Below are 13,288 nucleotides of genomic sequence, written 5' to 3' on the forward strand. Positions count from 1 at the left end.
TCTTACAGCTCTTCTTTTTCATATGTATTTCTAGTCATGGCAAATACACACATATCCCTTAATCCGTTTCCATCTACCGCAACACTCGCACTTTCTAACGTACCTTCTAACTTAAAGCCTAATTTCTCAGGTATCGCTCTACTCTTTTTATTTAAAGAATCACAACGAATTTCTACACGGTTTGCTTTCAATTCAGAAAAAGCGTAATCCGTTATACCTTTCGCAGCCTCTACCATATAGCCTTTTCCGCTAAACCTTGTATCAATCCAATATCCGATTTCAAATTGAGGTATATCCCAATTAATACGATGTAATCCGGCTGAAGCAATAAATTCACCTGTTTCTTTCGAAAACACTAGTAATCTTAAATCCTCACGTTGCAAAAATTGAATATGTGATTTTCTAATACTTTCTTCTATTTCTTGCTCTGTTTGCTCTTTTTGTGCAAACACCATCCAAGGTTTTAGTTCTTCTATTGAAGCCTGAATTGCATCATATACAACTTTACCATCTCCTGGTTTCGGCATTCGAATAAAAAGCCTGTCAGTATAAAATTCAGAAGGAAAATCGAATAATAACGGATTCACTGTAAACACTCCCCATAATTCTTTTATATATAATAATATCCATCTCAAGTTATATAGTAAAGAATTTTCTGAATCGAAAACCTTTTACTCATTCACTTCCAACGCTACACGAATTCCAGATTCAATCGCACCTTGAATCCATCCGTGATATAGCGTTGTATGATCTCCAGCGAAGAATATTCTCCCCTCTGGTTTGACAATCGCTGGTTGCAGCTCAGATTCTTGACCTGCTTGAAAAAGTGCAAACCCTCCAAGCGCATACGGATCTAATGTCCAGCTTTTTGATATTCCAGATATGAACTCATCATACACTTGACCACCTAATATTGTTGCTAAGTTGTGTAATGCGTAATAAATACGATCACCTTTTGATAAACCATCCCATAACAACGCGTCATAAGACCATGTATAGCTACCTAACATCATAGCCGGTCCTTTCTCCCCAATTCCATAGCTTGGATAATAGGCATAACGAATTGGCAAATCTGTTATAATTCTGCCGCCTAATTGTCCTTGTTCTTCCCAAAATCGGCTTTTAAATTGAATTCCTATTTTCGTCGCAGGCATATAATGTAATTCACGAATTGCTTTCCATTTTTCATGAGATATAGAATCAAACGGATCTACTTCTACAAAACGCATTGTCGAAAACGGAATGGTAACAATAACTAAATCTCCTGTAATACTACTATATTCAAAAGTTTCCTCGTTCCGATAGAAAGCTGTCACACCATTATCGTGTTGATGTAGCTTCATTAATTTTTGATTATATATAATATTCTCTTCTAATTGCGGTAAAAATGACTTTGGCAATCTATCGTTCCCGCCCACAATTTCACAAAATCCGCTCTCCTCTTGCATAATGTATAGAAAGCGTAAAGTCTCTACAAACGATCGTTCCAAAAAACCTTCTAAATCTAATAGAACACCGATCATCTCAATTGTTACTGGCGAAAAGTAAGTATTATACTGATAAGGATGATACTTTAAAAATTGCCCAGTAGAGTATCTTCCAAAATCCTTTACTACAACGTCCCAATTTTTTTCTGGGTTCTTTTTTATAAAATTTATAATGGGCTGTACCGCTAACAATAATAATTCCTCTGACGTTTTTCCAACTTCATTCATTTCCACAGGATATCTTAGAATACTTGGATCTTTTTCATATTGTTTTAACGTCGTTTTCCGTCCATTTACGTATATAATATCCGTCTCATTTCTATTAATAAAAGGTCTCACCTGTAGCCCAAATTTTCTTATATATGTCATCGTTAATGTATGCGAATATGGAATCCTCATTGCTCCAACATCTAAATATAATCCGGTATCTTCCATTCTAACCGTTTCTATACGGCCACCTACCCGGTTGTTTGCTTCAAAAATTTTCACATCATGTCCTGCAGCCTTTAATAAAGATGCTGAAACTAATCCAGCCATACCAGCTCCCACTACAATAATTTGTTTTGGATTTATCGTCTTCTTCAATCCTTTATCTATAACTTTTAACGCTTCATCCATTTCAGTGTTATACATTATATCTTTCTGCACAATTCCACCCCTTACTTCATCAAATGGACGTTAGTGGTTTAGTGCATTTTATTCATAAATCTCCATAAACATAACACCATTGCAATTTGAATATTCACTAAAAGTACATAAGAGACAGATTTCATATTTCTTTATGCTTCGTATAATATAGCAACCGCAACGAAGGAGTGACTAAAAAATGAAACATACTTATGATTACCACGCTACAAAAAAGCATTTAGAATTAAAGAAACAAAACTTATGTAAAAAACTTAGCAATATGACACTATCTGAAAAAGAACGTGAACAGCTAAAATGTGAAATTGACAACTATGAATATATTTTAAATCTGGTTGAAATGAATCATTATGAACGCGGATTTTCTCATTAAAAGCGGAAATAGGATTATCCACTTTTCATTTTGAGCATTTCACTACGCATTTTTCATAAGTAAATATATAATAGGATGTACATTAAGATTGAGAGGTATATTCTATGATCAAGTTAAGTGTATTAGACCAATCACCTATTTCAGATGGTAGCACAGCAGCCCAAGCTTTTTCACATACAGTTACGCTTGCATAAGAAGTTGAAAAACTCGGATTCACACGTTTTTGGGTATCCGAACATCATAATTCCGTAAGCTTAGCTGGTTCAAGTCCAGAAATACTTATTTCTCATATTGCCGCAAAAACGGATCGTATTAGAGTCGGTTCAGGTGGTGTTATGTTACCACATTATAGCCCATATAAAGTTGCTGAGAATTTCCGTGTTCTAGAAGCACTGTATCCGAACCGCATCGATCTCGGTGTTGGTAGAGCTCCTGGTGGTATGCCAATAGCAACTCGCGCACTTCAAGAAGGGAAAATGGTCTCACTTGATCAATATCCAGAACAAATTGCAGACGTTGCAATGTACTTACATGATCAAATACCAGAAAACCATCACTATGCAAACTTAAAAGCTACTCCAGTTATCCCAACATCTCCTGAAATGTGGATGCTCGGTTCTAGCGGAGAGAGCGCTAAAATTGCTGCAAACAACGGAGCTTCTTTCGCATTTGCACAATTTATTAATGGCTTCGGAGGCCCTGAAGTTATGAGGGCTTACCAAGAACAATATCAGCCTTCATTTTTAGGAGATAAGCCTAATTCAATCGTTGCCATCTTTGTTATATGCGGAGAAACAAATGAAGAAGCGGAAAAAATTGCTTCTAGTTTAGATTTATCAATCTTATTATTAGAGCAAGGAAAACGAACTACTGGTACACCTTCTATCGAAACTGCTCAAAATTATTCATACAGTGCTTATGATTTATTCCGTATAAAAGAAAATCGTCAACGTATGATTGTTGGTGATCCGTCTTCTGTAAAAGAAAAAATAATAAATTTAAGCAAAGCATACAATACTGACGAATTTATGATTGTCACGATTACCCATCAATTTGAACATAAATTAAAGTCTTATCGCCTACTAGCAAATGCTTTTAATTTATAACTCTAAAAAGAGATGCATCACATATGATGCATCTCTTTTTCTTACTACTTATTGTTTTTATTTCCTATATATTCAATAGCTTCTTTTAATAGCTCATCAAAGTTAATAGGATAATCATGATCTAAGTTAGGCACAACTTTATACTTATGTTCTATATTCTTATCTCTTAATAATCGTACAAATTGCTGCGTGGATTCGAAACAATCTTCATCTTGATCCCCGCATACTATATATCCTTTTATATGTTTATCCTGCAGCACTCTTAGCAACTCATCCCATTCTTCAATCTCAGGAAGCCATGGTGCCATAAAAATAAAACCATCTACATCTATATCTTTTTGTAAAATCGTATATAAAGCTACTCTTGCCCCTGCAGAAAAACCACCAATTATCACATTTTCTACTGTATGATTTTCTATAAACTTATTGTAATGCTCTTTTAATTCTTCTTTCCCTCTCTCTATATCATCCCAAACAAATCCATCTGAAAACTGAATTTGTGAAGACTGTGGTAAAGCTAACGTGTAATCTTGTGTCAAAACTGATTTCCAATATGGCTCTACTATTTGAATATTTTCTTGATCACCATGTAATGTAAGTAGTAGATTCCCCTCTTTCTTGCTATATATATTTTTCACATCTGGTCTTTCCTTTTTATGTGCTAATTCTTCTCTTTCTTTACATAATTGCACCATTGTATGAAATTCTTTAAATTTATGTAGTGATTTTAAATCTTCGTCAGAAATTAAATATTCATTTCCATACCAGAATCCCTTTTCTATAATGGCCTCCCTCATTAAATGTAATGCTTCTTTTTCAAGTCCTGATGCACTTGCGAGCGCATACTTAAAATTATATATTTGCGCCTCATTCCCTATTACACCTATAGCGTTTTCCATTATATAATTGTACGCTTCAAAACTTCCTTTATTTGCATAACAACGTAACGTTTCATTTAATAATTGAATGTAAGTCATACTATTTTTCATGTACCAATTCCCCCGAAACTTTTTATAATATTTATTTTGCGAATCTTTATACCACTTTGTGAAGATTTTATATAACTCGCCCTAGCAATATCTTATTCTCCGAATGATACTTAATAGTTATCCTTCCCTATCCAATACATTTAATATAAATATTAATAAACTGAAAAGTCAATATTTTAACAAACAAAAAAAGACAACAATATATGTATTGTTGTTTTCATTACGTCTACCCGCTCTTTTGTTTTTTTCTATCTGGTTTACTTGAAACTAAATAATGTTTTTCTGAAATATATAAGTCTCTTTTTAAGCTACGATTTAAGTAAGGTCCTAGTTTCATTCCGCATATGAGGCGATCTTCGCTACCTTCAACAATTGGGAACATTTCTTTTTCTGTTACGTATTGATCTACTGCCTTTTGTACGACATCAATTTCTTTCACTAGGTTTAAATTTTCTGCTGTATGTTCAAATACCTCAAGCGTTTCCTTCGTTATGAGAAAATCATTTGTTGGAAATGCAGGTAAGTACGGTTTTAACAAATCATAATTTACTGTATAATCTTCATTTACTAATACTGTATAAACGATATTAGCATTCGTTTCTAAAAACTGAGCCATCGCTTGTTCTAATTCATCTTTCGTAATTTCCCGCTCTTCTTTTCCAGTTCTGAAAAAGCGAAACATCGCATCGCCTCCTTTTTACTATATTATAGCATAAAAGAAAACTGAAAAATCATAAAAAAACCCATTGAAATAATTTTTCAATGGGTTTCTTTATATTTTTTATCGTTATTTTAAGAATGCACTTAGCATCCATACATGTTGTTCTAATGTTGTATGAATTGCTAACAGCATGTCAGCTGATGTTTCATCGCCAGCTTCGCCCGCAACTTCCATACCTTCTTTTAATTCTTGAATAAGTGCAGAATAATCATTCACTAATGTTTGCACCATTTCTTCTGCAGATTCTTTGCTTGTCCCTTCGCTGACACTAGATGTTGCGAGATATTCTTTCATTGTCGCTAATGGTTTACCTTCTAAAGCTAAAATACGTTCTGCTAACTCATCAATATACGTTCCAGCTTCATTATAAAACTCTTCAAATTTCTCATGTAATGTAAAGAAGTGTGGCCCTGTCACATACCAATGATAATTATGTAGTTTCACATATAACACATTCCAGTTTGCTACCTGCTTGTTTAATACTTCAACAACATTTGTTTTCGTACTCATACAATCCACTCCTCTTATCATTTTGTAATGTTTATCTTTTAATAACCTAATTACATTTTACCATACATTCCCTTTCCTTTCGAACAATCGGCTTATATGTAACAAAGTTTTAACACCTTTAATACTTCCCTAATATCATTTAATTCATGTATTTTTTCAAACACTTCATACGTCTAATTGTCCAAGCTCATACATATGCATAATAGTACATCAAGCTCATCATAGTAGAAAGAGGGATAACATGGACAATCAACAATGGCAAGTAGCAAAGAAAGTAGCTGCTACTTATATCGGAACTGTCGTTGGAGCTGGATTTGCTACTGGACGAGAAATTGTTGAATTTTTCACAGTGAATGGATTATACGGGACAATTGGCATATGTGTAAGTGGATTTTTTTTTATTTGGCTCGGCACAAAAATGATGTTACTTTCATCACAAATCGGGGCATTTTCAGCGCAAGAATTTAACAAATATTTATTTGGGGATGTATTTGGTAATGTTGTAAACACATTATTATTACTCGTTTTATTCGGCGTAACGAGCGTTATGTTATCAGGGGCTGGTGCAGTATTTGAAGAGCAACTTCGCTTACCAAGACAACTTGGTATTCTCATTACAGTTATCGCTTGTCTCATTATAAGTAGCCGCGGACTACAAGGTGTTTTTGAAGTAAATACACTTGTCGTACCTATTATGATGATTTTTATTATCGGACTTGCTATTACAACCTTTTTTCACGGTACACCTTCCATTAATAACACTATTCCTGCAGAGAGTTGGAATATGAAATGGATTACTAGCCCTATTACATATGTCGCCTTAAATCTTTCTCTTGCCCAAAGTGTTCTCGTCCCATTAGCCAGTGAAGTAAAGGATCGAAAAGCCATTTTTTTGGGTGGGATTTTAGGTGGTGCTGGACTTTCTTTAATTTTATTATGCAGCCATTTAGCAATCTTATCAGTCGATCAATTTTATCAATATAACATCCCAATGGCTGAAGTCATAAGAAGATTTAATGCAACTTTTCACTTCTTCTTCGTTCTCATTATTTTCGGTGAAGTTTTCACAACTTTAGTTGGTAATGTGTTCGGGATGACAAAACAGATGCAATCTATTACCGGGTGGAAAAATAACAATATTATTTTCTTCATTTTACTAATTAGTTATTGCTTTAGTTACATCGGTTACAGTGACTTACTTCACATTCTATATCCTATCATCGGATGGGTAAGTATTGTTATACTTCCAATCATTGCGTTTAAACAACTTCAAAAAACATAAAAAAGCATCCATGTTATTGGATGCTTTTTTATGTTCATTCACAATCATCACATACTTCCCAGTACGGCCCCATTTCTAATGCTAAATATGGCTTTAATTGCAACCGAATCATTCGACTAGGCATGCGCTCTAAAACAAATTGAATACCCTCTTCATCTTCGTCTAATTCAACTTTTGAAATCACAATTCTTTGTATAGTCGTAATGGGAATTCCATCTTTATATAAAGTGATTTTCACCTCATCGTATTCATTAAAATACAATTCGACACTCATTTGATTTTTCAGTATTTCATCAACAATTTTATATGTATCATTTTGTTCTTGGATTATATATTTCCATCCGCCTCTATCTTCTTTCGGAGCTGTTTGAAATAATGTCTCCAAATCCTCGTATAGCATAAGATAACCCCTCTCTTACTAAAAAACGATGAGTATTTTATATACCCTTTATCTCTATCACTATCCATAGCTATTGTACCATATATCACCGTTCTTACCGTATTCATTTGCTTCATAGATACTTATAAAATAACTAATTCTATCTCCATTATTATGTATATTACCTCATTACTCCATACACTCTTACAAGTTTAAATAGCGTCAGACTTTAATCCATGCAAATATTGTCTACTCTCCGCTTTTATTAGCTCACAGCATTCATACTTTTACATATAATAAGACTACCACAAATAAAAAAGGAGAGTGACTTATACCACTCCCCTTAAAAGAACTTCCCTATAGCTGCTAAAACTAATACGATTATTAAAATTGCAAATAATAATGAGACAATGAAACTAAAAATAGGTAACGCTTTCTTTTCATTCTTCTTAAATAGTAACTTTAAACTAAGAAAAATATTTACTGGTACAAGTATAAAATAAAAATATTTAACAATTTGTACCGAGCTATTCGAAAGTGTTTTTAATATAAACACTTCAATTAGAAAAACAATAAAAAATGAAATACTTAGCCAAAATGAGACGTAACTAAGCCAAGAATGTCTTTTTGTCCCCCAATACACTCCCATAATACTCTCCTTTTATTTGTATTCTATACGTTAATAATTATACACAAAGCTAACAAATACCTCTATTTTTCGACAAACATTATGTAAAATGCCATTTTAAACGTCATAAAGAAAGTCTACATCCCTATTTGATTTTACACAATAAAACAGACTACCCTCTAGTGGCATAATGCTACTAGGGGATAGTCTGTTCTCTATTAAACTTTAAATCTGTCAATTAGTCCTTGTAACTCTTCAGCCATTTGAGATAGCGTGCCCGCTGCGGATCCAATTTCCTCCATCGAAGCTAGCTGTTCTTCAGCTGAAGCCGCAACGTTTTGTGTGCTTGTCGCATTATTTTGCGCTGTCATTGCAATTTGTCCTACCGAAATAGATACTTCATTTGCCCCTTTTGACATTCCATTAGCCGTTTCAACCATCGTCTTAATTTGATTAGCTATTTCATTTGTAGATTGTAAAATTTCAGCAAAGTTTTGCTTCGTTTCATTTGCGATAACAAGTCCAGATTGAACTTCCTCATTTACATGATTCATAGATTTGACTGTCTTACCCATATCATCTTGTATTTCACATATTAATTTACTAATTTCACTAGAAGATACGCTAGACTGCTCTGCCAATTTACGCACTTCATCTGCAACAATTGCGAAACCTCTTCCATGCTCACCGGCTCTTGCGGCTTCAATCGCCGCATTTAAAGCTAGAAGGTTTGTTTGATCTGCAATATTTTGAATTACTTCTAAAATATCACCAATTTGTTTTGATTTATTATTTAGTAATTGTATAACTGCATCTGATTGTGACACAGATTCTGCAATAGACTGCATCTGGTTTACTGTTCTTCCTACTAGTTTCCCACCATCTTCTGCTTTTTCACGAGTATGTGCAGAAGCCGTATTAATAGATGATGAACTATTTGCTACATGCTGAATTCCTTCCGTTACATCAAACAGTAACATAGCGCCATTTTCTACGCTTGTTGTTTGCGTCGTTGCCCCACTTGATATTTCATCCATTGCGATTGTGATTTGCTCAGTCGCTTCACTTGCTTGCCTTACACTTGCAGTTAGCTCTTCTGATGCCGCTGCAACATGCCCAGCTGAATCGTTAATTCTTCCGATTAACGTCCGTAACGAATTCGTCATCTCATTAAATCCTTTAGCAAGTTGGCCGATTTCATCATTAGAATGAATTTCAATTGTTTGCGTTAAATCCCCTTCACTTATTTCTTTAGAGGTAACAACTAATCTCTTTAAAGGCTTCGTAATTGAAAGTGTTACAAAATAAATAAGTGCTCCACCTATTACTAATGAGATAAGCATAACAATTAACATATTATAAAATACAGGTTGAGCAGCTTCAATTACTTCACTTGAGTACATAGTCCCACCAATTTTCCAACCTGTTTTTACATTTGTAGCAAATACCATATTCTTTTCACTACCGCCATAAGAATATGAAAAAGCACCGTGATTATCTTCATAAATTTTCTTTGCCCAAGAATCAGCCGCTTTTTCCCCTGATTTTTCTTGTGGATGAGCAATTATTTTTTGCTTTCCATCTAAAATGAAGGCATATCCTTTTTTACCAATATTAATTAACTTTGATGTTTTTAATAAATTATCTAAACTTAAATCTAGCGCAACAACCCCATTTTTATCTTCTGTTTGTTTTGCGATTGTTACAACAATATGTCCATTTCCTTTTGCCTTATATGGCTCAGTAACAACAATACCACCTTGTTTTGCAACTGCATCTTTATACCAAGAACGCTCTGTTGGATCATAGTCTGCTGCCATTTGTATATTTGGTTCTTGTACAAATTTTTTATCATTTCCGGCAACATATACTTGTTCAACATCTTTATTTAAATTTATATATTGAGATAACATTTTTCTTAATTCATCCTGATTATCTCCTTGATACATATTCCCCTGAATCACCCGTGCAAAATTATTTACATCATTAAATTTTGCATCAATCATTTGATTGATTAAATTATCCAGTATTTTTATATTGTCGTTGGCACTACTCTTAATTTGCGATTCAAAATTCTTTTTGGCTGTTTGATAAGACATGCCTCCGATAATAGACACAGCCGCAATTAAAATTACAAAGAATGAAATTAATAGCTTTTTTGCTACTTTCATATCACGAAACAAATTTAATAGTTTATCCATTATGAACCTCCTAATTTTCAAATTTAAAAGTTAAATTGAGTTAATTATGAATATTTCCCAATCCCTAATTATTATTTTCATAACCTATTATGATGAATACTTTGTAAAGTTTAAACAATTAAGTTCCCTTTGTCTATATATATGAATAATATTATTATAAAATTTACAAATAGAAAAAACCAAAGGGGCACCCTTTGGTTTTTACATTTTTTTATGTTGTTTAGAAAGCTTTTTCCACTTATCACGCTCTGCTCTGGCAAGGATTACATCTTGTTTTCTCATAAAATACGCCAGTTCTCTTTGTAATTTTTTATAGCTTTTCAAACGATCTATCGTAATAAGTCCGTTATCAATTGCACTATGCACCGCGCATCCTGGTTCATCCTCATGCTTACAATCACGAAAACGGCATGTTGTCGCAAGTTTTTCAATATCAGAGAATGTTGTTTGAATCGCTTCGCTTCCTTCCCAAAGTTGCAATTCTCTCATGCCGGGAGTATCAATTACGAGAGCGCCACTTGGCAATTGAAATAACTCTCGATGCGTTGTCGTATGCCTCCCCCTACTATCCTCTTCACGTATATCTCCCGTTTTTGCTACCTCAATTCCTATTAGCGCATTTAACAAAGTTGACTTTCCTACCCCTGATGACCCAACTAAAGCAATTGTTTTCCCTGAAGAAACGAATTGTTTCAACGAATCAATACCTGTATGCTCTAAACTATCAACAACGAAAATAGGAACACCAATTGCTATAGCTTCCGTTTCTACAATTTTCTGTTCTACATCATTACATATACTACTCTTTGTTAAAACAATAACTGGCATAGCGCCACTTTCATACGCTAATAATAAATAACGTTCCATCCTTCTAACATTAAAATCATGATTAAGTGCATTCACTAAAAATAAATAATCTACATTTGCTGCTATTACTTGTTCTTCCGTTCGAGTACCAGCTTCTTGCCTAGAAAAAGAGCTTCTTCTCGGAAAAATACGATGAATGATAGCTTTCTTTTCATTCTCTATTTTCTTTATATACACCCAATCACCAACAGCTGGATAATCTCCCTTCGTTACTGCTTCATGCCGAAACTTTCCAGACAGTTCTGCCATATATTCACCATCATTACAAATAATTCGATATAAATGCTTATGCTCAAGTAAAATACGCCCTACTTCAAAGTTCTCTACAGCTTGTTCCTCAAAAAAAGAATCCCAGCCATACGATTCTAAAATATTTTGATTCAAATTGATATCCTCCCTAGTTTAAGCTAAGTGGAAGGATAGTGCGCTCACTTATATCGTTTCGCCCTTTCCATCCACCTTTGTATTTGGTTTATTATTCATATAAGTTATTTTCGCCATAATACATCACCCCGTTCTTATTTTAATTACTCTCATTATATGGAATTCTCCTATAAAAAGCTACATCATTTAACGTAATTTTCAAATAACTCGTTTTTGAGCATTCTAATTTGTCCTCGGTGACTAATTTCATCTTCTAGCACATGAAACCAAAGATAGTGCTGGTTATATACTACACCGTTAGGCCACTTTCTTTCTGACATGAGCCACTCATTACCTTGTTCACTTAAATACTTCAGAGATTCTTCTCGAACACTTTGTAGAAGTTGTACATAATACTGTATTTCATGACCACAGATCGCTCTACCTGCTTCCCCTAAATACAATGCATCTTCCCATATTTCTAATTCTTCTTTTGTAAATTCACGATCTTGAAATGAAATAAGCTGATGAAATTTTTCAATAGCTGCTATATGCTTTAATAAGGCGCCAATTGAATTTCCGCTGCTCTGCATAATTAAATCTAATTGCTCAACTGATAAATTTTTTACTTCGCCTAATGTTACAGCTCTCGTATGCTCAAGCATGCTTACTAATTCCCCTATTTTTTTTGTATAACCATCTACACTTCTTATTCGATAATCTATATTCATATGACGCACCCCTTTCTGCATTCATATTATTGTAAAAATGATTCATATAATAGACTGAAATCTATCGAAATTTTCTGTTATAATTAAATTGAATACAAAATATACCCAAACAAACTTTCTCAATATGCTTATATGAAATATTAAAAGGAATCAATATAAAATAATCGAATCTTATTCACTAAAAGGAGTGGATTCGATGGAAATGTATCAATGGCTAACCGCTGTTCTCGTTGGTGGCATTACTGGCTTCGTTTCCCATCTAATCAATAACCAAGGTAAGTTATTGCTTCCACGCCGTTTGAAAACTTTTTTTCACTTTGGATTTTTAACTGATGTTTTTACCGGTAGCCTAGCTGCACTTCTTGGACTCGTTTTATTCGATGTCACCGCAATAAAAGAAATTATAAAAGTATCCATTGTAACTGCTATTTCCGGTCAAACTTTCTTACTACATCAAGCTCTTGGTGGCGAACAGGCTAAAAATACGCAAATTGGGAAAGCTGATGAGAAGATTCAAGAAATTGACAAATTATTGCGACGTTAGTGTATACTTTCTTTTAAAATTATTGTTATAATGAGAAATAAATATTTTCTATTGCGTCGTTTGTCAGGAGAAAGGGTGTTTCGTATGACAAAAAAGAAAATAGAAGATTTCTTAACAAACTCCGAAAAAGAGGAACTGCTAGAAAACTATAAATGTTTACGAGAAGCCCGCACAAAAAGCGAAGCTAACTATTTTGGTGAAGCAGTAAACCATCTATTAAATAAAGCAAAACAACGAATTATTAAAGATGCAGGTATACATGATGAAAATGCTGCAACTGTTCAATCAAAGAGAAAAGCACTGTTTTAGCTACATTAGCTAAAACAGTGCTTTTTATTACAACATTTTTCACATTACTTTCACATCTATTTCACAATTATAAGTACTCCTATATGTTAAACTAGGTATATCCTTTTCCAAGGAGCTATATGCCGATATATAAACCTCTATCTATATAGGGGT

Annotated in this window: 14 protein-coding genes and 1 pseudogene; 5 read left to right on the forward strand and 10 right to left on the reverse strand. The window is 33.7% G+C overall.

From position 1 onward, the window contains the following. Positions 1-2: 2 nt before the first annotated feature. Positions 3-587, reverse strand: a complete 585-nt coding sequence (locus MRP26_RS01980; protein WP_088025267.1) for a GNAT family N-acetyltransferase — start codon at positions 585-587, stop codon at positions 3-5. 84 nt (positions 588-671) lie between these two features. Next, a complete protein-coding gene (locus tag MRP26_RS01985; RefSeq protein WP_140155563.1) occupies positions 672-2,135 on the reverse strand; it encodes a flavin monoamine oxidase family protein in 1,464 nt (487 codons plus the stop codon). Positions 2,136-2,313: 178 nt separating this feature from the next. Here MRP26_RS01985 and MRP26_RS01990 point away from each other — a divergent pair, with 178 nt between their 5' ends. Both MRP26_RS01990 and MRP26_RS01995 read left to right on the forward strand, forming a co-directional pair. Next, positions 2,314-2,505: a DUF3896 family protein gene (locus tag MRP26_RS01990; RefSeq protein ID WP_000683364.1), complete on the forward strand. Its 192-nt coding sequence runs from the start codon at positions 2,314-2,316 to the stop codon at positions 2,503-2,505. A 104-nt stretch (positions 2,506-2,609) separates the two neighbouring features. Continuing rightward, positions 2,610-3,611: pseudogene (locus MRP26_RS01995) on the forward strand (LLM class flavin-dependent oxidoreductase). A gap of 44 nt (positions 3,612-3,655) precedes the next feature. Here MRP26_RS01995 and MRP26_RS02000 read toward each other — a convergent pair. The 3 genes from MRP26_RS02000 to MRP26_RS02010 form a co-directional block, all read right to left on the reverse strand. Then, on the reverse strand, positions 3,656-4,600 hold the full coding sequence (locus MRP26_RS02000; protein WP_197241784.1) for an alpha/beta hydrolase: 945 nt from the start codon (positions 4,598-4,600) through the stop codon (positions 3,656-3,658). A 226-nt stretch (positions 4,601-4,826) separates the two neighbouring features. Continuing rightward, complete coding sequence (locus tag MRP26_RS02005) at positions 4,827-5,282, reverse strand: DUF3939 domain-containing protein (protein ID WP_000488209.1); 456 nt, start codon at positions 5,280-5,282, stop codon at positions 4,827-4,829. A 105-nt stretch (positions 5,283-5,387) separates the two neighbouring features. Then, the gene (locus MRP26_RS02010; RefSeq protein WP_000105199.1) at positions 5,388-5,831 is read right to left on the reverse strand and encodes a Dps family protein; all 444 of its coding nucleotides are present in this window, start codon (positions 5,829-5,831) and stop codon (positions 5,388-5,390) included. A 241-nt stretch (positions 5,832-6,072) separates the two neighbouring features. On the opposite strand from MRP26_RS02010, the gene MRP26_RS02015 reads away from it, so the two are divergent. Next, on the forward strand, positions 6,073-7,113 hold the full coding sequence (locus MRP26_RS02015) for a YkvI family membrane protein (RefSeq protein WP_053564703.1): 1,041 nt from the start codon (positions 6,073-6,075) through the stop codon (positions 7,111-7,113). Between the two features lie 34 nt (positions 7,114-7,147). Here MRP26_RS02015 and MRP26_RS02020 read toward each other — a convergent pair whose 3' ends face one another. The 5 genes from MRP26_RS02020 to MRP26_RS02040 form a co-directional block, all read right to left on the reverse strand. Continuing rightward, on the reverse strand, positions 7,148-7,513 hold the full coding sequence (locus MRP26_RS02020) for a DUF3979 family protein (RefSeq protein WP_000965063.1): 366 nt from the start codon (positions 7,511-7,513) through the stop codon (positions 7,148-7,150). Positions 7,514-7,835: 322 nt separating this feature from the next. After that, positions 7,836-8,141, reverse strand: coding sequence for a hypothetical protein (locus tag MRP26_RS02025; RefSeq protein WP_000539571.1), 306 nt, complete (start codon positions 8,139-8,141; stop codon positions 7,836-7,838). A gap of 197 nt (positions 8,142-8,338) precedes the next feature. After that, entirely contained in the window at positions 8,339-10,321 is a 1,983-nt protein-coding gene (locus MRP26_RS02030; RefSeq protein WP_023521739.1) for a HAMP domain-containing methyl-accepting chemotaxis protein, read from the reverse strand. A 201-nt stretch (positions 10,322-10,522) separates the two neighbouring features. Beyond that, complete coding sequence (gene rsgA / locus MRP26_RS02035) at positions 10,523-11,572, reverse strand: ribosome small subunit-dependent GTPase A (RefSeq protein ID WP_242805934.1); 1,050 nt, start codon at positions 11,570-11,572, stop codon at positions 10,523-10,525. 182 nt (positions 11,573-11,754) lie between these two features. Next, on the reverse strand, positions 11,755-12,282 hold the full coding sequence (locus MRP26_RS02040) for a DinB family protein (RefSeq protein WP_197241785.1): 528 nt from the start codon (positions 12,280-12,282) through the stop codon (positions 11,755-11,757). Positions 12,283-12,478: 196 nt separating this feature from the next. Between MRP26_RS02040 and MRP26_RS02045 the strand changes: the two genes are divergently transcribed. Together MRP26_RS02045 and MRP26_RS02050 are read left to right on the forward strand one after the other, a co-directional pair. Further along, positions 12,479-12,826 carry a DUF4257 domain-containing protein gene (locus MRP26_RS02045; RefSeq protein ID WP_000426321.1) on the forward strand — a complete coding sequence of 116 codons (348 nt, stop codon included), beginning with the start codon at positions 12,479-12,481 and terminating at the stop codon, positions 12,824-12,826. A gap of 84 nt (positions 12,827-12,910) precedes the next feature. Continuing rightward, a complete protein-coding gene (locus MRP26_RS02050) occupies positions 12,911-13,135 on the forward strand; it encodes a hypothetical protein (RefSeq protein ID WP_000162602.1) in 225 nt (74 codons plus the stop codon). Positions 13,136-13,288: the final 153 nt, after the last annotated feature.

The sequence above is a fragment of the Bacillus sp. CCB-MMP212 genome (assembly GCF_022748145.1).
GTDB classification, from domain to species: Bacteria; Bacillota; Bacilli; order Bacillales; family Bacillaceae_G; genus Bacillus_A; species Bacillus_A cereus.